At 60.8% G+C, this 21201-nt stretch carries 21 protein-coding genes and 1 tRNA gene; 8 read left to right on the top strand and 14 right to left on the bottom strand.

Going from position 1 to position 21201, the window contains the following annotated elements; genetic code table 11:
* Positions 1–17: 17 nt before the first annotated feature.
* On the top strand, positions 18–1166 hold the full coding sequence (locus tag AO692_RS18770; RefSeq protein ID WP_054311572.1) for a porin: 1149 nt from the start codon (positions 18–20) through the stop codon (positions 1164–1166).
* Positions 1167–1329: 163 nt separating this feature from the next.
* Complete coding sequence (gene radC, locus AO692_RS18765) at positions 1330–2082, top strand: DNA repair protein RadC (RefSeq protein ID WP_054311571.1); 753 nt, start codon at positions 1330–1332, stop codon at positions 2080–2082.
* A gap of 5 nt (positions 2083–2087) precedes the next feature.
* Here radC and AO692_RS18760 read toward each other — a convergent pair whose 3' ends face one another.
* Together AO692_RS18760 and tig are read right to left on the bottom strand one after the other, a co-directional pair.
* Positions 2088–2612: a hypothetical protein gene (locus AO692_RS18760; protein ID WP_244483403.1), complete on the bottom strand. Its 525-nt coding sequence runs from the start codon at positions 2610–2612 to the stop codon at positions 2088–2090.
* Between the two features lie 235 nt (positions 2613–2847).
* Positions 2848–4314 carry a trigger factor gene (gene tig / locus AO692_RS18755; protein WP_054311602.1) on the bottom strand — a complete coding sequence of 489 codons (1467 nt, stop codon included), beginning with the start codon at positions 4312–4314 and terminating at the stop codon, positions 2848–2850.
* Positions 4315–4652: 338 nt separating this feature from the next.
* Between tig and AO692_RS18750 the strand changes: the two genes are divergently transcribed.
* A tRNA-Leu gene (locus AO692_RS18750) sits at positions 4653–4737 on the top strand.
* A gap of 19 nt (positions 4738–4756) precedes the next feature.
* On the opposite strand, the gene AO692_RS18745 is transcribed toward AO692_RS18750, so the two are convergent.
* Positions 4757–5335: a GDYXXLXY domain-containing protein gene (locus tag AO692_RS18745; RefSeq protein WP_054311569.1), complete on the bottom strand. Its 579-nt coding sequence runs from the start codon at positions 5333–5335 to the stop codon at positions 4757–4759.
* Positions 5332–6450: a DUF2157 domain-containing protein gene (locus AO692_RS18740; RefSeq protein ID WP_054311568.1), complete on the bottom strand. Its 1119-nt coding sequence runs from the start codon at positions 6448–6450 to the stop codon at positions 5332–5334. The genes AO692_RS18745 and AO692_RS18740 overlap by 4 nt, the downstream gene beginning before the upstream one ends.
* Before the next feature lie 239 nt (positions 6451–6689).
* On the opposite strand from AO692_RS18740, the gene AO692_RS32340 reads away from it, so the two are divergent.
* The 4 genes from AO692_RS32340 (at position 6690) to AO692_RS18725 (ending at position 9615) form a co-directional block, all read left to right on the top strand.
* Positions 6690–6830, top strand: a complete 141-nt coding sequence (locus AO692_RS32340; RefSeq protein WP_082407437.1) for a DUF1127 domain-containing protein — start codon at positions 6690–6692, stop codon at positions 6828–6830.
* 45 nt (positions 6831–6875) lie between these two features.
* A complete protein-coding gene (locus tag AO692_RS32335; RefSeq protein WP_082407436.1) occupies positions 6876–7016 on the top strand; it encodes a DUF1127 domain-containing protein in 141 nt (46 codons plus the stop codon).
* A 524-nt stretch (positions 7017–7540) separates the two neighbouring features.
* Positions 7541–8965, top strand: a complete 1425-nt coding sequence (trmFO, locus tag AO692_RS18730) for a methylenetetrahydrofolate--tRNA-(uracil(54)-C(5))-methyltransferase (FADH(2)-oxidizing) TrmFO (RefSeq protein WP_054311566.1) — start codon at positions 7541–7543, stop codon at positions 8963–8965.
* Between the two features lie 59 nt (positions 8966–9024).
* On the top strand, positions 9025–9615 hold the full coding sequence (locus tag AO692_RS18725; protein ID WP_054311565.1) for a hypothetical protein: 591 nt from the start codon (positions 9025–9027) through the stop codon (positions 9613–9615).
* Between the two features lie 26 nt (positions 9616–9641).
* Here AO692_RS18725 and AO692_RS18720 read toward each other — a convergent pair whose 3' ends face one another.
* The 6 genes from AO692_RS18720 to yajC form a co-directional block, all read right to left on the bottom strand.
* The gene (locus AO692_RS18720; RefSeq protein ID WP_200911757.1) at positions 9642–10592 is read right to left on the bottom strand and encodes a sterol desaturase family protein; all 951 of its coding nucleotides are present in this window, start codon (positions 10590–10592) and stop codon (positions 9642–9644) included.
* Positions 10592–11029, bottom strand: a complete 438-nt coding sequence (locus tag AO692_RS18715; protein WP_244483402.1) for a hypothetical protein — start codon at positions 11027–11029, stop codon at positions 10592–10594. Before AO692_RS18715 ends, AO692_RS18720 begins: the two co-directional genes overlap by 1 nt.
* A gap of 140 nt (positions 11030–11169) precedes the next feature.
* Positions 11170–11994: a phytoene/squalene synthase family protein gene (locus tag AO692_RS18710; RefSeq protein WP_054311600.1), complete on the bottom strand. Its 825-nt coding sequence runs from the start codon at positions 11992–11994 to the stop codon at positions 11170–11172.
* Positions 11995–12020: 26 nt separating this feature from the next.
* Positions 12021–12428, bottom strand: a complete 408-nt coding sequence (locus AO692_RS18705; RefSeq protein WP_054311563.1) for an Mth938-like domain-containing protein — start codon at positions 12426–12428, stop codon at positions 12021–12023.
* 13 nt (positions 12429–12441) lie between these two features.
* Positions 12442–14988: a protein translocase subunit SecDF gene (gene secDF / locus AO692_RS18700; protein ID WP_054311562.1), complete on the bottom strand. Its 2547-nt coding sequence runs from the start codon at positions 14986–14988 to the stop codon at positions 12442–12444.
* Between the two features lie 49 nt (positions 14989–15037).
* On the bottom strand, positions 15038–15376 hold the full coding sequence (gene yajC, locus AO692_RS18695; protein WP_054311561.1) for a preprotein translocase subunit YajC: 339 nt from the start codon (positions 15374–15376) through the stop codon (positions 15038–15040).
* Positions 15377–15606: 230 nt separating this feature from the next.
* Here yajC and AO692_RS18690 point away from each other — a divergent pair, with 230 nt between their 5' ends.
* Positions 15607–16476, top strand: coding sequence for an ATP-binding protein (locus tag AO692_RS18690; protein ID WP_054311560.1), 870 nt, complete (start codon positions 15607–15609; stop codon positions 16474–16476).
* A gap of 119 nt (positions 16477–16595) precedes the next feature.
* On the opposite strand, the gene AO692_RS18685 is transcribed toward AO692_RS18690, so the two are convergent.
* The 4 genes from AO692_RS18685 to serS form a co-directional block, all read right to left on the bottom strand.
* Positions 16596–18194 carry a LysM peptidoglycan-binding domain-containing M23 family metallopeptidase gene (locus AO692_RS18685; protein ID WP_054311559.1) on the bottom strand — a complete coding sequence of 533 codons (1599 nt, stop codon included), beginning with the start codon at positions 18192–18194 and terminating at the stop codon, positions 16596–16598.
* A gap of 138 nt (positions 18195–18332) precedes the next feature.
* Positions 18333–18986, bottom strand: coding sequence for a protein-L-isoaspartate(D-aspartate) O-methyltransferase (locus AO692_RS18680; RefSeq protein ID WP_054311558.1), 654 nt, complete (start codon positions 18984–18986; stop codon positions 18333–18335).
* The gene (gene surE / locus AO692_RS18675; protein WP_054311557.1) at positions 18983–19741 is read right to left on the bottom strand and encodes a 5'/3'-nucleotidase SurE; all 759 of its coding nucleotides are present in this window, start codon (positions 19739–19741) and stop codon (positions 18983–18985) included. The genes AO692_RS18680 and surE overlap by 4 nt, the downstream gene beginning before the upstream one ends.
* Positions 19741–21045 carry a serine--tRNA ligase gene (serS, locus tag AO692_RS18670; RefSeq protein WP_054311599.1) on the bottom strand — a complete coding sequence of 435 codons (1305 nt, stop codon included), beginning with the start codon at positions 21043–21045 and terminating at the stop codon, positions 19741–19743. The genes surE and serS overlap by 1 nt, the downstream gene beginning before the upstream one ends.
* Positions 21046–21201 lie beyond the last annotated feature (156 nt).

The raw sequence follows: 21201 nt of genomic DNA, 5'->3' as shown, positions 1-21201 counted from the left end.
TTTCATTGGAGGAGACAATGAATACCAGGAGTATTTTCCTTGGATCGGCTGCGGCTCTGATCGCAGTTTCCGGTGCGCGCGCCGCCGACACAGTCGTGGTCGCCGAGCCGGAACCCGCCGAATACGTCAAGATCTGCGACGTCTACGGCGCCGGCTACTTCTACATCCCAGGCACAGAGACCTGTCTGCGCGTCGGAGGCTACATCCGCTATGACATAGGTATGGGCGATGTCGGATCGTATAACGGCGCTCGTGCCAACGACCGGCTCGACAACAAAGAGCAAGGCACCTGGTGGAAACTTGCCCGCTTCGCCATCAGGACCTGGACCGGTCAGGAGACCGAGCTCGGCACCCTGAAGACCTATACCTCGACCCGCTTCGACTTCGGCAACCCCCAGGACTACGGTTCGAACTCAACAAGCAATGGCTACGCACTGACCTTCGCATGGGTCCAGCTCGGTGGCCTGCGTATCGGCAAGGGGGAGACGGCTTTCGCCAGCTTCATCGACTATGCCGGCAACGTCATCAACGATACGCTGGTTCCTTACAGCGCCCTGGATACCAATCTGATCAGCTACACCTTCGACGCCGGCGACGGTTTCTCGGCGGTCGTCTCGCTGGAACAGGGTGCGGGAAAGTTTTCGAAATCGAAGCGGGCCGGCGATACCTGGACCAGCGATGACAACACGATCGACAGCTATGTCCCCCATGTCGTCGGCGGTGTGAAATATGCCCAGAGCTGGGGCGGTATCACCGGCGTTGTTGCCTATAACAGCAATTTCGAGGAGTGGGCCGGCAAGGTTCGGCTGGACGTGAAGGCAACCGAACAGATCGATCTTTTTGTCATGGCCGGCTACGGCACGGACGATAATATAGACCGCAACTTCTATAAACTGTGGGGCGGCAACTGGGCCATCTGGGGCGGCGGCACCTACAAGTTCAACGAAAAGACCTCGTTCAACGCTCAGGTTTCCTATGATGGCGCCAAAAACCTCGGCGTTGCCGTCAATGTGGCGCACGCACTGGTTCAAGGTTTCACCGTCACGGCCGAAGTTGACTATGTCAATGAAGGCAACTTCGGCACGGCCGAGTACACCGGCAGTTGGACCAATGCGAACAAAAAGAGCAATCTCGGTGGCTTGCTTCGCTTCCAGCGCGACTTCTAGTCTCCTCGCTTTCTTCAGAACCCGTCGGCAACGACGGGTTCTCCTTTCTGGCCAACCTCGATCCGTTCGCTGAAAGAGACCCTCCCCGACCGTAGTCCCCTGTACCGCCCCCAAAACTCCCTCTACATTGCCCGAAGGCAGATGAGCTCGAAGCGGGGGCTTGATGAGCAACGGGGACGATGAGCGCCGGTTCCTGGCCGAACAGCCGGTGCTGGCGCTTGAGAAGCGGAAAACCGCTGACGACAAGCCGCATTATCTCGGACACCGTGAAAGGCTGCGCGAGCGGTTTGCCAGTGCGGGGCATGGTGCTCTGCCCGACTATGAGCTGCTGGAACTTCTGCTCTTTCGTCTCATTCCACGCGCAGACACCAAGCCCATGGCCAAAGCGCTGCTCGCCCGCTTTGGCAGCCTGGCCGAGGTCCTGGGTGCGCCGATCGCGCTGCTACAAGAGGTCAAGGGCGTCGGCCCCGCAGTAGCGCTCGACCTCAAGGTGATCGCCGCCGTCACGCATCGTTCGCTGCGCAGCGAAGTTACCGGTCGCGAATCATTGTCCTCCTGGCAGCAGCTGCTCGATTATTGCCGTGCAGCCATGGCATTCGAGGCCCGCGAGCAGTTTCGCATCCTCTTCCTCGACAAGAAGAACATGCTGATCGCCGACGAAGTCCAACAGACTGGAACGGTAGATCATACGCCTGTCTACCCGCGCGAAGTCGTGAAGCGGGCGCTGGAGCTTTCAGCCACTGCGATCATACTCGTCCACAACCATCCATCCGGGGATCCTACCCCGTCCCGGGCAGATATCGAAATGACCAAGGAGATCATCGAGGCGGGCAAGCGGCTGGGAATTGCAGTCCACGACCACATCGTCATCGGCAAGAAAGGTCATGCCTCGATGAAGGGGCTGCTGCTGATCTAAAGCGATCAGGGCGTGGCGATCTTGCATTCGGCTGCCAGCCGATCGATGGCGGCGGCTGCGCCGCCCAGGAAGAAATCGGCCTTGGCACGGCCGGTGATCACGCCGAAACGCCATGAAAGCCTGAGGTGCTTGGCGGACGCCAACCTGCTGACCGCATCGGTGCCAGGCCGCATCAATGTTCGCGACCCGTTGGACACCGACCAGTCTTCCTTGAAATTCTGGCCACCGTCGACCGACACGACAACAGTGATGGTGTCCCCCGCAGCGACGCCGTCATTCAGCTGCAGCCATTCGCTCCATTGCGGCTCGCCGTCCGGACGGCAAGCAATGGTCAGGACCGGACGGTACCCAAGCGCGCCACTGCCGATGGCGATAATGCTGTCGGCAGAGACCGAGGCGGTGATCGAGCCGTCGGGAGCAGAGCCAAACCGCCATCGGTCGGCGATATCGTCCGCCCGCGCGGCGCCACCGCCCAACGCCAGCAACACCATACCCAGCACCGGACGAAGTCCGACGACCGACCTTGCCAATTTGCCCTCCGCGAAAACAGCCGCGACTCTGCGGTAAGCTACGCTACGGCAGCTTACCAAGTGATTAGTGGTGATTTAGTGGCACTTCGGACTACCGCCAGTAGTCTGCATGTACATACCGGTCGCGGAAACAAGAGCCGCAGAGCAATTCCTCATGCCGGCAGACCGTATCGAGCACAATCGTTCAAAGAAAAAGGCCGCCTCGCGGCGGCCTTCATTCTTGAACCTCTGACGCTTATTCGGCGTCCTTGGCGGCTTTCTTCTTCGGAGCAGCCTTTTTCTTCGGCTCTTCGGCGCCGGCCTCTTCAGCCTTTTCCGCCTTCTTGGCAGTGGCCTTCTTGACGGGCTTGGCCTTGGTCTCAGCTTCCTCGTCCTCGGCCATCAACTCTTCCTTGCTCACCTTCTTGTCGGTGACAGAGATCTGGCCGAGCAGATGGTCGACGACCTTCTCCTCGAACATCGGCGCGCGCAGCGTGTTCAGCGCATCCGGATTGGAGCGGTAGAACTCGTAGACTTCCTGCTGCTGGTTGCCCGGGAAGCGACGGATCTGCTCGAACAGGCCGCGCTGCAGCTCGTCATCGGAGACTGTGACGCCAGCCTTCTCACCGATTTCGGCAAGCACAAGGCCGAGACGGACGCGACGCTCGGCAAGGCGAGTGTATTCGGCGCGGGCCTCTTCCTCGGTCGTCTCTTCGTCGGCGAAGGTGCGACCGGCGGCTTCGAGATCGCGGTTGACCTGGTTCCAGATATTGGTGAACTCGGCCTCGACGAGCTTGGACGGCGCTTCGAAGGAGTAGGAAGCGTCGAGCTGGTCGAGTAGCTGGCGCTTGACCTTCTGGCGCGTCATCGAACCGAACTGGCTCTCGATCTGGCCCTTCACGACTTCACGCAGGCGCTCGAGCGATTCCAGGCCAAGGTTCTTGGCGGTCTCGTCGTTGACCTCCAGCTTGCCGGGAGCGGCGACTTCCTTGACGGTAACGTCGAAAGTGGCTTCCTTGCCGGCCAGGTGCGGCGCCTGGTAATTTTCCGGGAAGGTGACGGTGACCAGCTTTTCATCGCCAGCCTTGGCGCCGATCAGCTGATCCTCGAAGCCCGGGATGAATTCCTTGGAACCCAGCACCAGCGGCTGGTCGGTGCCGGCGCCGCCAGCAAAGGCCTCCCCGTCGATCTTGCCGAGATAGTCGATGGTGACACGGTCGCCTTCGGCAGCCTTGCCCGACTTGGTCTCGTAGGAGCGGGACGATTCAGCGACACGCTGGACCTGCTCGTCGATTTCCGATTCCGGCACGTCATAGACCGGACGGGTCACCTTGATGTCGGTGAAATCCTTGATCTCGATCGCCGGGATGACTTCGTAGTTCAGCTTGAACTCGAAATCACTGCCGCCGGCCAGAATCTTTTCAGCTTCCTTCTCGTCCTCGGTCATGATGACTTCGGGCTGCATGGCGGCCTTTTCGCCGCGGCCGGTGATGATGGTGCGCGACTCGTTCAGGATCTCGTTGACCACTTCGGCCATGAAGGACTTGCCGTATACCTTGCGCAGGTGCTGGACCGGCACCTTGCCCGGGCGGAAGCCATTGATGCGGACCTTGTCCTTGGCATCCGACAGACGGGCCAGGAGCTTGGCCTCCATGTCGCCGGCGGGCACGACGACTTTGATCTCGCGCTTGAGGCCGGAATTGAGCGTTTCGGTGACCTGCATCATCAAACCTTTATCTTCACCAATGAGACTGGCAAACGGACACGCCGTTCGCAGCCTGCCGGAATAGTCTTGCCGGGAGTGGCTTTGGTACGGAAGCTGGAGCCCTTGACCGCTTCGGCGGCTCAATTCTCCCAACGACGCCCCAAAATGTGATTAAGTCTTTGTTTTTCCTACTTCATATCACATTTAGCAGAAGCGGATCGTCGCATCCCGTCACATTCGACACGCCTTTTGTCACAGGCGAGGCCGATTTTCAACTATCTTCGCGCCCGGCAACAAGCTGTGTCTTGACCGGCGACATTGACAGAATGATGGCTACGTGGGATTTGGCCCGGTATGCGGATGTGGCGGAACTGGTAGACGCCCCGGATTTAGGTTCCGGTGCCGAAAGGCGTGGGGGTTCGAGTCCCTTCATCCGCACCACTTTTTCCTGACAAGACTCCTAATAAAGTGGCTCCTCGAACAGCGTCTTGTCGCCATCGACCAGCGCCTTGATCTGCGGCGTACCATCCTTGGCCAGCGCAACGCGCACGCCAAACGGGCGAACCCGCATATCGGTCTCGATAGCCCGCCCCTCGCCTTCCGGCAGATAAAAGCGCTCGATACCATAATCCGGCGACAGCGTAGCGTCGGCCTCGAGCGACCAGCCGCCGGAAATCGTGCCGGCGATATCAGCCTCATCCGAACCTGGCGCAGTGGCCGGCGTGGCGAAGAAGGCTGAAACCGGACGCCAGTAGCCATCGGCATCCTTCTTCAGCCGAACCAGCATGCGGCCACCGGGCGTCGTTGTCTGGCCGGGCGCCAGATCGGCAACCAGCTTTGCCGGAATGGTGGAGATCTCGTAACCCAACCGCACATAATCGCCACGCAGCAGGTCGCGCGGATCGACCGGCTCGACCTTCAGCAAAACCTCCGTGCCGTTGCGCAGGATGGCGGCACGGCCGGCAATGATCCAGCTCAGAAAGCCGATCTGGACAAGCGCCAGGACGACAGCAGAGATAATGAGCTTCTTACCGGTCATTGCGCAGTCCCTCCCGCCGCGGCGCGCCCACGCATGCTCTTTTCGACGCGGATGATGACGAAGGCGAGAAGGCCAAGGATCACAGCCGCCGCCAGAAAGAAGCTGGCGGTGTCCAGCATTGTCCCCATCATGACGAGATAGATCCAGACCAGTTCATAGGCGAAACCGATATAGGCGAGCCAGCGCAAGCCTCGACTGTCGCGCCCGGCCAACACGATGGCAGCAACGATACCGGCGAGCATCAGCGCCGAGGTGAGAACCAGGCCGCCGCCCTCGTCATATTTGAATTGCAAGATTGCCATGCCGACTAGGAAACCAAGAAAGGCATGAAGCGGTAGCCGCCCGCCAAGCTGCAGCAAGCCATCCAGTGGCTCGGATGCATAGACCGCCGCCGCGAAGACCACAGCCGAGCCGATCGCCAGTTGGATCGCCATCGCATCCCAGTCGTCGTCCAAGGCGACGAAGCCCGCATAGATGATAAGCGACAGAATGATCAGATGGCGCGCGGGTTGGCTGCGCGTCCAATAAGAGATCAGGAACAGCGCTATCGCCATCAAGACATAAAGATAGGGGAAGTCGAATCCGCTCCGGAAATCGAAACCGTTGAGCAGGCTCATAACCAGCCAACCGTCGGCGATGGCAACAGCCATGACAGTGAGCGGATTCGAGCGCAGTGCCATGGCGGCAAGCGCGGTGCCCGCGCACCAGGTGAGGATCGCACCGGATTCGTCGCCGGAGAAATGATACATCTGGCCGATCAACGCGATCGCTCCACCAAAGGCAGCCGCAGCGACCACCCACGCCGCCTCCGCGAAGGCAGGGTGTTCTCGCAGCTTCAGCCATGCGCCACCGACATAGCCCGCTGCAATGACCGCGAAGACGGCCAGCACCCGCGCTATGCGTGGAATGGTTTCCCAGTTGGCGGCAATGAAAATGAGGATCGCGGCGCCGAGCAGGATAGCCGCCAGCATGGCCAGGATCGTTCCGAAGGAGAATGAGCGACGGACATTCGCATCGACGTCGCGGCTAAGCTTTTCGCCGGTTCCGGCATCGATCAGCCCATTTTCGACCCAACGCGCGATATCCTGCCTGACCTTGCTCGCATAGCTTGCCAAGGGTGTCACTCCACTATTTTAGTCGGATTACCAGCCAGCCAGGGCAAATCATTGGCAGGGCGTCATTTTCCGATTCTGGTTTCTTTATGACGACGGTGTGAAATGGTTGCCATGTTGCATTGCACAAAACGCATTGCTGCCATGCGTCAATCGCACTTTTAAATCGATATGGGTCCACCTATTTTAGCACCGTACAGAAAAGATGAACGAACGAACAAAGACGTAAACGAGCAAATATCATGAACCTGATCCGCAACTACCGCAACTGGCGCCGCTACCGGGACACCGTCTCCGAGCTGAGCCGCCTGAGCAACCGTGAGCTGAGCGATATCGGCATCAGCCGCAGCGACATCGCCTACGTAGCCCGCAAGGCTGCGTAACCAATCGGGCCGAGCCCGGCCCGAACCGAATTGAGAGACAAGACAATGAACCTGATCCGCAACTACCGTAACTGGCGCGCTTATCGCGACACGGTTGAACAGCTGGGTCGCCTGTCGAACCGCCAGTTGGAAGACATTGGCCTGTTCCGCATGGAGATCAAGCAGGCTGCTCGCAAGGCGAGCTAAGTAATTTCGCCAGGGTCTACCTCCTCCCAGACCCTGACGGATACGGTCACCCCTTACCTCCTCCCAAGGGTTGACCACCGAAACGGCGCCCGCCGCACTCCTCCTCCCAGCGGCGGGCGTTGTTTCCGAAAAGAGTTTCGCCCTCTTCAATTTGGCGAAAGGAATTTTGTCAGAGCCGACCTCCTCCCCGGCGATGACGAATAGGTCGGCCCTCTCCTCCTCCCTGAGGCCGACCACCGAAACGGTGCCCGCCGCACTCCTCCTCCCAGCGGCGGGCATTGTTTCCGAAAAGAGTTTCGCCCTCTCCAATCTGGCGAAAGGAATTTCGTCGAAGCCCACCTCCTCCCGGGCAACGACGAATACGACCGGCCTCCTCCTCCTCCCTGAGGTCGGTCACCAAAACGACACCCGCCGGACCTCCTCCCCCGGCGGGTGTTGTGTTTTTAAACTCCATCAAAGCCTATGAGACCCAAGCGCCATTGCGAGAATTGCATTCGCACGGCTGAAGGATTATTGCGGGCCGCATGAGCAAGAACCCCATTCACATCATTGGCGGTGGTCTCGCCGGTTCGGAAGCCGCCTGGCAGGCTGCCGAGGCAGGCGTGCCGGTGATCCTGCACGAAATGCGTCCGGTACGCGGCACCGATGCACACAAGACCCAGGATCTCGCCGAACTGGTGTGTTCGAACTCCTTCCGATCCGATGACGCGGAATCCAATGCCGTAGGACTGCTGCATGCCGAAATGCGGCTGGCCGGCTCACTGATCATGGCTTCGGGCGACGCCAACCAGGTTCCGGCCGGCGGTGCGCTTGCCGTCGACCGCGATGGTTTTTCGGCTGCGGTGACCGCCAGGCTCGTGGCGCATCCGCTCATCACAATCCAGCGCGAGGAAGTGACCGGCCTGCCGCCAGTGGAATGGGGTCAGGCCATTGTCGCAACGGGACCGTTGACGGCACCATCGCTCGCGGAGGCGATCGCCGCCGAAACCGGTGCAGATGCGCTGGCCTTCTTCGATGCCATCGCGCCGATCGTGCATTTCGACACGATCAACATGGATGTTGCGTGGTTCCAGTCTCGCTACGACAAGGTCGGCCCTGGCGGCACCGGCAAGGACTACATCAACTGCCCGATGGACAAGGCGCAATACGACGCTTTCGTGCAGGCCCTGATCGAAGGCGGCAAGACAGAATTCAAGCAGTGGGAAGGCACTCCCTATTTCGATGGCTGCCTGCCGATCGAGGTGATGGCCGAGCGCGGCGCCGAAACGCTGCGGCATGGGCCGATGAAGCCAATGGGCCTGACCAACGCGCATAACCCGACGGTCAAGGCCTATGCCGTGGTGCAGTTGCGGCAGGATAATGCTTTGGGCACGCTCTACAACATGGTCGGCTTCCAGACCAAGCTGAAACATGGCGAGCAGGTACGCGTCTTCAAGACCATCCCTGGGCTTGAGAATGCCGAATTCGCACGGCTCGGCGGACTGCATCGCAACACCTACATCAACTCGCCTACCTTGCTCGATGACTCGCTGCAGCTGAAAAGCCGGCCCGGCCTGCGTTTTGCCGGCCAGATCACGGGCTGCGAAGGTTATGTCGAAAGTGCCGCGATCGGCCTGCTCGCCGGCCGCTTCGCTGCCGCCGAGTGGCTCGGCTTGCCGATCTCACTGCCACCGGCCACCACGGCCTTCGGCGCGCTGCTCAACCACATCACCGGCGGCCACATCACATCCGACGACGAACCCGGCAAGCGTTCCTTCCAGCCGATGAACGTCAATTTCGGCCTGTTTCCGGCGCTAGAGGCTGGCACAAAACTGCGCCCCGACGGTTTCGAAGGCCGTTTCCGGGGAAAAGACAAATCGATTGCCAAGAAGAAGGCAACGACAGCGCGCGCGCTGGCCGACTGCCGTGCATGGCTCGGCCTGCCAGCGCAGGCGCAGGCGGCAGAGTAGCGGATTTACCTTCAGGCCCCGGCAGACTAGTCTGCGTCCCTCGTGGTCGGGGGACCATCATGCTTCGGAAAAGAACTGTCCTTGCTGCCGTCCTTCTGGCGGCTTTCACCGGCTGCACCACAGCACCCGAGGCATTGCAGTCGCTCGGCGACCGAAACTACATGCGCTATGCGACGGGCAAGCCCTATGCACAGATTGCGTCGCAAAGCCAAATGTCCGTCGAAGGCCTGGCAGGCGCGACCATCTACGGGCCGATGATCGGCGAATACCGTCTGGTCGACGGCGATACGGTTTACCGGCACATCGACAATGTCGAATCCACGCGAACGGGTGTGAACGCAGGGCTCTTGATGCAGCGCGAAAGCGTCGGCACGCGCTACCGGCTCGCTTATTTCCGTGTGGGTCCCGACGGTGTCGTCAAGGATTGGGCGACAGGCGCCTTACCAGGCGAGCGGCTGGGCTGCACCTGGTATGCAGGCGGTTTCGTCCAGCAATGCAGCAGCGAAACACAGCGCCTGCAAAGCCTTGCCGTCTACGATTCGCTGGTACGGACGTCCAGCGACATGCCTTTGCCTTCATGGGGCACTCCGATCGCCGGCGCGCAACAGCCAAAGCCGGCTGACCAGAACCTGCTGAAAAACCGGCCCTAGATGGCGGCTTTCTGCGCTCGAGCTTCCTATTCGGCAGCCCCGATCTTCTGACCAGGCAGTCCTGGCTTGCCTGCTTCGGCAGGATTGCGGCGGACATAGGCCGCCTTCAGCGTTTCGGAGGTGTCGCGCGAACCATCATGGCTCCAGCCAGGCGGCATGAACAGATACCGCAGCCGCTGACCGGGTGTCAGACCAGGAGAAAACGCGTCCTTGAACATGCCGATCCATTCATGGAACGCCACCTTGAATGGATTGAAGGTGCCGATGTTCTTGACGATGCCGTAGCGCGGCCGATCCTCTTCCAGTTCCTCGACGAAGGTGCCGAACATGCGGTCCCAGATGATCAGCGTGCCGGCATAGTTGGCGTCGAGATAGCGCGGATTGGTGGCATGATGCACACGGTGGTGCGACGGCGTGTTGAAGATGAATTCCACCCAGTTCCACATTTTGCCGATGGTCTCGGTGTGGATCCAGAACTGATAGACGAGGTTGAATCCGTAGACGAAGGCAATGACGGCCGGATGGAAACCAAGCAGCACCAGTGGCACCTGCAGCACGAACATGCCGGTGAATAGGCCTGTCCAGCTCTGCCTCAGCGCCGTCGAGAGATTGTAGTGCTGGCTGGAATGGTGGTTGACGTGCTCGGCCCACACCCAGCGGCACCGATGCGCGATGCGGTGATAGATGTAATAGCGCAGATCATCGATCAGGAAAGCGGCGATGCAGGTCCAAACCGACACGCCGAGATCGAAGAAACGGAATTGCCAGACCCACATCAGCGCTGAAAAGGAAACAATGCCGAGCAGGATTCCGGCTGCGACATTGCCGGTCCCCATCATCAGGCTGGTGAGGGTATCGCGGGTTTCGAATTCCCCTTTGGCCCGGCCCGTGCGCACCAGCCAGACTTCCAGCAGAATGGCGACGACGAAGAACGGGATGGCGAGCTTGGTGACATCGGGAAACTGATAAGTCTCCATCAGGCGGCCTCCTGCCTAACCGACTGCTTGTTTGGATCGAGCGGCTGGAAAACCGCATGCGCCGTAACGGCGTCAGTGAAGGCGAAGCGCCCGCCCCGCCAGGTGAAATCCCTGAAGCGCAGCGTGAGCACATTGTTGCTGTCGAGCTTGACGAACTCGATCTCGGCCGGCGTGACAACACGCGTCAAAAAGCGGTCGCCGATGGCGTGGACGATACCCGTATGCCCGTCGGCGAGTTCGATGAAAGCCGTATCGCCATTTCCAGTGAGCTGAACCGTGCCCGGCCTGAGATCGGGAAAATCCACTGCAAAGCGGTCCAGGGCCTGCCTGGCATCAGCCAGCCGCGTGGTGCGGCTGCCGCCGGTGAAATGCACGGCCGCAACCGCCATCGAAATGCCAACGACGACCATCACCACGAGAACCGGCAAGCTGATCAAAGGCGCTCCTCCGGGCGAACGCCTCCCGCGCCCAGACCCCGGCTTGAAAACTATCATGATTGACGTTTACGTCAAAGAAAATCAACGCGGCGACCGGCAGCACCATGTGCTTTCGCTGCTGTGGGCCCGAGAAAGCGCGCTCAGATCCAGCCTCGCCCGGCCCGACGCAATAACAGCCAATGCCGCTTCAGGACCGAAAGCCGCACGTTCCCGGAAAGCAGTGCTGCCGCATCGCGGCGGCTCATCGAAGCCAGATAGGCTTTCGTCAGTGCCAGCGGCAGAAAAGCCGGACGTAAGGAGGCCGGCAATACCGCTGCCCCACGTTCGAAGACAGCAAGGTGTTCCTGCGCCAGGGCAATCATCGCCGTTGCGGCTCGTCCGGCCGCCGGACCACCGTCGCCGGCCAAGAATTCCGACGGCGAGGTACCCACCGCAGTCAGAATATCTGCGGGTACATAGCACTGTCCCCTCGCCCGGTGCAGCGGAAGCAGAAGCAGCAAACCGGTGATCGCCTGCGCACAACCCGCATGGCCGGCAAGTTCGGCAAAGCGCGGCGCCTGCGCCGGATCGAGCACGAGAGCGGCCAGTTGGATCAATGCTGACGCCGTCTCGCCGCAATAGCCTTCGAGATCGGTGCGAGACGGCATGGGGTCGTCATAGAGATCGAAGATGCGTGCTTCGAGATAGTTGTCGAAGGCTTGCCTGGGCAGGTCGTATTGCCGGATCGCCGCCGTCAGCGCCTCCGCAAGTGGATTGCCCGCACCCGCATCCGATGCATCCGAGGCAATGACGTCCCGCCACCATTGCAGGCGGACCTCGCCCGGCAATGCCTCGCGGATGCGATCGCGCACGCTGGCGATTTCAGCGTTGAAGGCGTAGAGCGCCAGAAGCGCATCGCGTTTGTCGGCGGGCGCGTAGAGTGCTGAAAGATAGCGGTCATGGTCGGCGGCTCGCACCGTGTCCATGACGGTCCCGTGGGTGTCGGTCACGGTCAGTCGACCGCTATGAAGGCAGCGGCGACGGCGCGGTCTTCGGCAAGCAGCACATTATAAGTGCGGACGGCGGCCCCGGTTGACATCGGGTCGGCCGAAATACCGGCCTCCCTGAGCGCAGCTTTCAGCGCCACCGGCAGCGGCCGCAAATCCTTGCCCATGCCAACCAACAGGATTTCGATATTGGCGGCTTCGGCCAACACCTTGTCGAAATCCGCCGACGTCAAGGCGGCGGGATTGGCCGGCTGCCAGCCGTGGATGCCGGAGGGCAGACAAAGCAGCGAGCCGCGATGCGACATGTCGGCGAAGCGGAAACCGCCATTGCCGTAGGCCTCGATCGCCGCGCGGCCCGGAAAATGCGCCTCGCGGATGATGATGCCTTTGCCACCGAAGAGGCCTTTCGCCACAGGTCCTAATCCGTCAGGTCGTGATCGCTTTGCCGTTCACCGGCTTCTCTCCGGAAGCATCAGGAGCCTGACGCAACTTGAAGAGGATGAGCAACGGCGCGGCGATGAAGATCGACGAATAGGTGCCGAACACGACGCCGAACAGCATTGCCAACGTGAACGACCGGATCACCTCGCCACCGAACAGCACAAGCGCCAGCAAGGCCAGAATGGTGGTTACCGCCGTCAACGTCGTTCTGGACAGCGTCTCATTGATCGCGGTGTTCAGAATCTGCGGCATCGGCGTCTTCTTGTATTTTCGCAGATCCTCGCGGACGCGGTCATAGACGACAATCGTATCGTTCAGTGAATAGCCGATGATGGTCAGAATCGCGGCGATCGACGACTGGTTGAACTCAATGCCTGTTACACAGAAGAATCCGATCGTCATGACGATATCGTGTACGGTCGCGACGATGGCACCGACGGCGAACTGCCATTCAAAGCGGAACCAGACATAGATCAGGATACCAACCAGCGCGACCAGCATGCCGATCGTGCCCTGCGTGGCGAGTTCGCTCGACACAGTCGGACCGACGACTTCGACACGGCGGAAATCATATTTGTCCTGCAGCTCCGCGCGCACCTTGTCGATGACGCTCTGTTCGGCATTGTCGCCTTCTTCCTGTGCCGCCACACGGATCAGGACATCGGTCGGACTGCCGAACTGCTGGACCTGTACGTCGCCAATGTTGAGTTCCGACAGCTTGCCGCGGATATCGGCGATGTCCGCCGGCCCGCTCTTCGACTGCACTTCGATCGTCGAACCGCCCTTGAAGTCGACGCCGTAATTGATGTCCACTGTCATGAACAGCACCACAGACATGATCGACAGCAGCGTGGACAGTGCGAAAGTCCAGCGGCGGACGCCCATGAACGGGATGTTGGTGCCGGGCGGAACAAAGGTCACCGGCGCGCGCGGGAGTTCCTTCGGCTTGGCACGGCGCAGCCAGATCGAGACCAGCAGGCGCGTAAAGGTGAAGGCGGTAAAGACCGTCGTCAGGATACCGATCGCGAAGGTCACGGCGAAGCCCTTCACCGGCCCAGAACCGAGCCAGAACAGCACGATGGTGGCGATGAAAGAGGTGACGTTGGAATCGACGATGGTCGCCAACGCCTTGGCGAATCCGGTATCGATCGCCTGTATGACCGAACGCCCTTGCCGACGCTCTTCGCGGATACGTTCATAAATCAGCACGTTGGAGTCGACCGCCATGCCGATGGTGAGCACGATACCGGCGATACCCGGCATCGTCAGCGTGGCGCCGAGCAGCGACAGCAACCCGACGATCATGGCGACATGCACAACGAGCGCGATATTGGCGAGGAAGCCGAGGAAACCATAGGCCACGAACATGAAGCCGACGACCAGGATCGAGCCGATGATACCGGCGATCTTGCCGGCCTGGATCGAGTCCTGCCCAAGGCCTGGACCGACGGTGCGTTCTTCGACGACGGTCAGCGTTGCCGGCAGCGCGCCGGCGCGCAGCAGAACCGCGAGGTCATTGGCGCTCTGGGCGGTGAAATTGCCGGAAATCTGGCCCGTGCCACCAAGGATCGGCTCTCGAATCTGCGGTGCCGAAATTACCTGGTTGTCGAGGATGATGGCAAAGAGCTTGCCGACATTCTGCTGGGTCGCCTGGCCGAAGCGGGTAGCGCCCTTGGAATCGAAACGGAACGAGACGACCGGTTCGTTGTTCTGCGAGTTGAACGTCGCCTGAGCGTCGACGAGGTTTTCGCCGGAGACGATGACGCGGTTCTCGATCAGATACGGAACCGGCGGATCATCCTTCGAATAGAGCACGCTCGAGCCTGCCGGCGGACGGCCATTGATGGCCTCCTGCACCGGCATCGTCTGATCAACCATCTGGAAGGTCAGCTTGGCGGTCTGGCCGAGGATTTCCTTCAGCCGTTGAGGGTCCTGCAGGCCTGGCACCTGCACCACGATGCGGTCGTCGCCCTGGCGCTGCACGATCGGTTCGGTGGTGCCGAGCTCGTTGACACGGCGGTTAACGACCTCGATCGACTGCGTCAGCGCTGTCGAAGAACGGTATTTAATGCCCGCATCCGTCATGGTGAAGCGCAGCAGACCGGGTTCCGGCTGGTCGTCCGTCCACTCGGTGATGGTGCCACCGCCGAACAGGCCTGACGTTATCGGTGCCGTCAGCCCCTTCAACGCGTTCTTGGCGGCATCCACCTGGGCCACATCGCGGATGCGCACCTGTACGACGCGGCCGGAACCGGACAGGCCGGTGTAACCGATCTTGGCATCGCGCAGCAGCGTCCGGATTTCGTCACGGCTGGCTTCGAGCCGATCCTTGATCAGATCGTTCTGATCGATCTGGAGAAGAATGTGAGAACCGCCCTGCAGGTCAAGCCCCAGGGTCATCTGCTTCTTCGGCACCCAACTCGGCAGCTTGGCCAAAGTGTCGGCCGGAATAAGATTGGGCGCGGCAAGGACGAACGTGACGGCAACAGCCAGCCAGATCAGGATTGCCTTCCAGCGCGAAAAATAGAGCATGTTCTACGATCCAGTGGGCCGATCCGGCGTGCCGGGCACGCCGCAGCGCTTAGTTCTTGGCGTTCTGGTTGGCAACCGGCTCGCCCTTGACCCGAACATCGGCGATGGTGCTGCGCAGAGCGGTGACCTTCAGGCCGTTGCCGAGATCAACCTCGAGTTCGTTGTCGTCCACCACCTTGGTGACCTTGCCGACAAAACCGCCGCCGGTGACGACCGTGTCGCCGCGGCGGATCGCGGACAGCATCTCGCCGCGCTTCTTCATCTGCGTACGCTGCGGGCGGATGATCAGAAAATACATGATCACGAAAATGAGGACAAACGGCAAAATGCTGATGAAGACATCAGGGGTAGCGCCAACGCCCTGGGCGTATGCCGGTGTCACGAACATCGAAAACTCCTGAGACGTAGAGGAAAGCCGTTATCCGGCCCACGAAATTTGCGCGGAATATAGTCGGTAAAGCCACTATTGCAACCATTCCCCACCCTGCTCCCACCACTGTTGTGCCAGCGTGTCGCTTTGGTCGCACCAATGCTTGCAAAAAGTGGAAGCCCGTGAGAGAACCGTACGGTACGGTACGCATGCAGATGCGTACATCATAACGATGCCGAGGACGTCCCTTGCCCCAGGAAAACATCGAAGCGCTATCCGAAAAACTCGATCGCCTGATCGAGGCCGTTGCCCGGCTGGCACCGCCACCGCCGCCGAGGACCGACATTGCCGCGGCCGACTGCTTCGTCTGGCAGGCCGATCCCGGCTATCTCGAGCCGATCGCCAAGGTGAACAGGGTCGACATCTCCCTTATCCGTGGCGTCGACCACGTGCGCGACATCCTGTTCGACAACACGGAGCGTTTTGCCTCCGGCTATGCTGCAAACAATGTGCTGCTGTGGGGCGCGCGCGGCATGGGCAAGTCTTCGCTGGTCAAGGCTGTCCATGCTGCGATCAACGTATCCGGCAAACCAGGCGGCCCGCTCAAGCTGATCGAGATCCATCGCGAGGACATCGACACCTTGCCGAAGCTGATGGCGATGCTGAAGGTCGCCCCCCATCGTTTCATCCTGTTCTGCGACGACCTTTCCTTCGACCATGACGACACTTCCTACAAGTCGCTCAAGGCAGCGCTGGAAGGTGGCGTCGAAGGCAGGCCGCACAACGTCATCTTCTATGCCACCTCGAACCGCCGTCACCTGTTGCCGCGCGACATGATCGACAATGAGCGCTCGACAGCGATCAATCCGTCAGAGGCGGTGGAAGAAAAAGTGTCGCTGTCAGACCGTTTCGGCCTGTGGCTCGGCTTCCATAAATGCTCGCAGGACGACTATCTCGACATGGTCAACGGCTATGTCACCCATTTCGGATTGGACATCGATGCCGACACGCTGCGCGCGGAGGCGCTGGAATGGGCAACGACGCGCGGCAGCCGTTCCGGCCGTGTCGCTTGGCAGTTCACGCAGGATCTGGCCGGCCGCCTCGGCAAGCCGCTCTAACAAGCTGATTCATCGACATAAACCGAAAAAGCCCGCTCCTCGAGGAGCGGGCCAAGCTGCCGGGCCGGACTGGAGGTCGACGACCCGCGATCTTCTTGTTCTTCTATTCGAGGCCCAGCCTACTCGAGGAAGGTTTGCGGATCGACCGGCGACGAATTCTTGCGCACCTCGAAATGCAGCTTCGGCGACTCGGTGGTGCCGCTCATGCCCGATCGTGCGATTTCCTGGCCACGCTTGACCTTCTGGCCGCGCTGCACCTCCAGCGAGGAGGCGTGACCGTAGACCGTAACCAGGCCATCTTCATGCCGCACCAGCACGGTGTTGCCGAATTCCTTCAGCCCGTCGCCGGCATAGATGACGACGCCATTCTCGGCAGCCTTGACCGGCGTGCCTTCCGGAACCGCGATGTCGATACCACCCGTTCCCGACTTGTAGCCGGAAATGACGCGACCGCGCACCGGCCAGCGCATCTTGCCGATACCGGTGGCATCGGGAGCCTCGGCGGCGTCGCTCTCTGCCTGCTGAATGACCTTCTGGTCCTTCTTCGGCGGTGTATAGGTGGCCAGCGTGGCACTCGGCTTCTCCGGTGCCGGGATTGAAGCCGTATTGACGGCATCGACCGCGGCCGCGGGCTTGGCGGCAGCCACTGCCGCCGCAGGCGCGCTACCCGCAGCGGGAACCTTCAAGGTCTGGCCGATGCGCAGCAGGCCGTCCTGCATGCCGTTGGCCTGCTTCAGCGCAGTGGTCGAAACACCGGTCTTGCGAGCAATCGAAGACAGTGTGTCGCCCTGCTGGACGGTGTAGCCGCCTGCCCCACCCTTCGGCTGCACGGCAGCGACCTGGGCCTCCTTGGCCAGCTTCGCCTTCGGATCGCTGGCGGCAGCCGAGGTATCGACCTGAGCTGCAGCCTTGCCTTCCTTGACCTTCGGCTGCTGCGGCAGAACAGCTACCTTTTCCACCGGCGCGTTGCCCGGCAGAGGCACCTTGTTGGCCGGCACGTCGTATTTGGTGCCGCGCGACGACTTGGCATCGGCAACGTTCGGATCATTATCCGGCGCGGAAACCGGCGCCTTGTTGGTATAGACATAGGTCGGGATGACCAGCTTCTGACCGCTCTTGAGTCCGTCGGCCGAGGCGAGACCATTCGTCTTCATCAGGACGTCAGCTGGCACACCGTAGCGGCGCGAGAGGTTGTAGACGGTTTCGCCTTCACGTGCGGTGATCTGCGTACCGCCGGCCCGCGACCAGCCCTTCACTTCCTCTGCCACGATCTGCGTGCTGGCAATCGTGGAATTCACCGGCGCCTGCAGCTGATTGACGCCGCCAGTTACGGTCTGATCGACCTTGGCGACCTTCGCCGCGCCCTGCGCCATGATCGGTTCAGCGACAGAACGGGCCTTGTTGACAGCCGGTGCAGTCGCTTGCGCTACCGTCGGCAGCGGCTGCGACGAAACCGGAGACAGGCTAGAACGGGTGACCGACGAGCGCGAATAATTGACATTGGAGGCCTGATACTGCGCGTCGCCCGGATAAGGCTGGGAAGCAGCCGGCTTGGTTATGATTGAACGCTGATTGTCGGTCGAGGCCGTCGCCATCGTATCGACGCCACCGAAGCGGGCAACCTGGGAACTACACCCAGAAACAGCTCCGATGACCAGCAACATGGCGCAGCCACGCGTCAAATTGCGTTTGTTTGCCTTCAAGGATTTGAACTGCATCGCAACAACCCGCACTTACCCGGTACTCACTGACCTGATTAAAGCGCGTTAATGTTACTGGTCGGTTAAGCCGTTAGAATCCGTCGAAATTTTTCTTAAAATGTTTGTCCGGATCGGGGCGGTACGTTGCACCGGAGATCAAATGAAAGCTGCCGCCCCCGGCAAGATCGGCTGGAAACGCACCGTGCCGATATCCTCGCGTTCGAAACGGCTGCCCACCTTGATCAACTTGGCCAGCACCTGTTCCCCCTCTTCCGGGCCGATCGGAGCGATCACCGTACCGCCACTGGAGAGTTGGTCGAGCAGAAAACGCGGCAAAGTGTCAAAGGCTGCCCAGACGATGATTCGATCGAATGGCCCTTCATTGACGAGTCCGTTCGAACCATCGGCATGACGCGCGAACACATTGGTAATGCCGAGTGCTTCGAAGCGCTGCTTGGCAAGTTCGATAAGCGACTTGTAGCGATCGACGGTGACAACACGCGCAGCCAACCGCGCCATGACGGCCGCGGTAAAGCCTGAACCGGTGCCGATCTCCAGCACGCGATTGCCGGGCTCGATGTTCAGCGCGGTAATGACGGCGGCCTGCAGGTCAGCTCCTTCCATCGCCTCGCCGCACTCGATCGGCAACATGCGATCGGTCCAGGCGATGGAATGGAACTGGCCGGAGATGAAAGCCTGGCGTGGCGTCGCTTCAAACGCAGCGATCAGCGGTTTCGGAACGGCACCCTTGCCGCGCAGGCGAAGCAAAAAGGCGGCAAACCCCTCGCGTTCGTCGAAACCACCGGTCATGCAAGCGCCTTCGTCAGTTGGTCGCGGATTTCGTATGCGGTCAGATCAAGGTGGAGCGGCGTTACCGAGACCAGCTTGTTGCGCATGGCATGAAGATCGGTGCCGGTCTTGCCTTCCGCCGGCTCACGGCCGAAGCGCAGCCAGAAATAAGGCAGACCTCGCCCGTCGCGGCGTTCATCAACCCACAGCGAATGCACCAGCTTGCCTTGCGACGTCACCACCGTGCCGGAGACTTCCTCGGGCGCGCAGTTCGGAAAATTGACGTTGAGTAGCACGCCTTCCGGCAAGGGTGTAGCAACCAGCTTCTTCAACAATGCCGGTGCCAGTGCCTCGGTCGTTTCATAAGGGACGACGCGATCCTCGCCGACATATGAATATGCCTGACTGATGGCGATGGAACGCACACCGAGCAGCGTGCCCTCCATGGCCCCTGCCACCGTGCCCGAATAGGTGACATCGTCGGCAATGTTGGCACCGGAATTGATGCCGGACAGAACGAGGTCCGGCAGTCCGGGCAGGATCTTGCGTGCGCCCATGATGACGCAGTCGGTCGGGGTGCCGCGCACCGCATAATGGCGATCACCGATCTTGCGCAGGCGCAACGGCTCGGAGATAGACAGCGAATGCGCATAGCCGGACTGATCGGTTTCGGGGGCCACGACCCAGACATCGTCCGAAAGCGTTCGGGCGATGCGTTCCAGCGAAGCCAGTCCCTCGGCATGGATGCCGTCGTCGTTGGTCAGAAGAATACGCATTATTTCGATTCGATTCTTTCCAAGCCGCCCATGTAAGGCTTGAGCGCTTCAGGAATGGTTACGCTGCCATCCTCGTTCTGATAATTTTCGATGACGGCGATGAGCGCGCGCCCGACGGCAACACCCGACCCGTTCAACGTGTGCACGAAGAGGTTGCCCTTGCCTTCGCGGTCCTTGTAGCGGGCGTTCATGCGCCTGGCCTGGAAATCGCCGCAGACCGAGCAGGACGAGATCTCGCGATAGGCGTTCTGCCCGGGTAGCCAGACCTCGATGTCGTAGGTCTTGCGCGCGCCGAAGCCCATGTCGCCGGTGCACAGCGCCACGGTGCGGAACGGCAATTCAAGCCGCTTCAACACCTCCTCGGCGCACTGCGTCATGCGCTGGTGTTCGGTGACCGACACCTCCTGATCGGTGATGGAGACCAGTTCGACCTTGTAGAACTGGTGCTGGCGCAGCATTCCACGCGTGTCACGGCCGGCCGAACCAGCTTCCGAGCGGAAGCATGGCGTGAGTGCGGTGAGGCGCAACGGTAGCCTGTCATGCGCGACGATCTCTTCACGCACCAGATTGGTAAGCGGCACTTCAGCCGTCGGGATCAGGCCCAGCCGGCTCTCGCCATGCGGGGTGAAGAAAAGATCCTCTTCGAATTTTGGCAACTGGTTGGTGCCGAAGAGCACTTCGTCGCGCACCAGAAGCGGCGGCTGCACTTCCGTGTAGCCATGCTCGGTCGTATGCAGGTCGAGCATGAACTGGCCGAGCGCGCGCTCGAGCCTTGCCAATTGCCCCTGGAGAATGGTGAAGCGCGAGCCCGACAGCTTGGCAGCGCGCTCGAAATCCATCAGGCCCAGCGCCTCGCCAATCTCGAAGTGCTCCTTGACCCAGTTCGGCCGCGTGGCGACCTTGCCGACCTTGTGTACCTCGACATTGTCGTGCTCGTCCTTGCCGACCGGAACGTCATCCAGCGGCACGTTGGGTATGACGGCCAGGAGACCTTCGAGCGCCTCATCAAGCCGGCGCTCCTCGGCTTCACCACCCTGGATGAAGCTTTTGATCTCGGCGACTTCAGCTTTCAGCTTTTCAGCCAGCTCGGCATCCTTCATGCTGAGCGCCTTGCCGATCTCCTTGGACACGGTATTGCGGCGCTCCTGCGCCTCCTGCAGCCGCCCGAGATGCGCACGACGGGCTTCATCCCTAGCAATGATGTCCTCGACGGTGGACTGCGCATCGGCCTGCGACCACGAGCGCTTCACCAGCGCTTCAACAAGGGCCTGCGGGTTTTCGCGAATCCATCTGATATCGAGCATGTCCATCCATCCTGAAGAGGGAGCCGTGGGGTAACTCTCCTCAGCGCAGGATGCAAGGGTGGGACGGCCTGGGCGCCCGGAACGGAAAATCAAAATCGAGACTTCGTGACCTAGGCGGCACCATCATTCGGTCCGCCGCAGGATGCCGAAATTTCG

The sequence above is a fragment of the Mesorhizobium sp. 1M-11 genome (assembly GCF_001303895.1).
Classification (GTDB): Bacteria; Pseudomonadota; Alphaproteobacteria; order Rhizobiales; family Rhizobiaceae; genus Mesorhizobium.
This window is presented reverse-complemented; position numbering and strand designations above follow the sequence as displayed.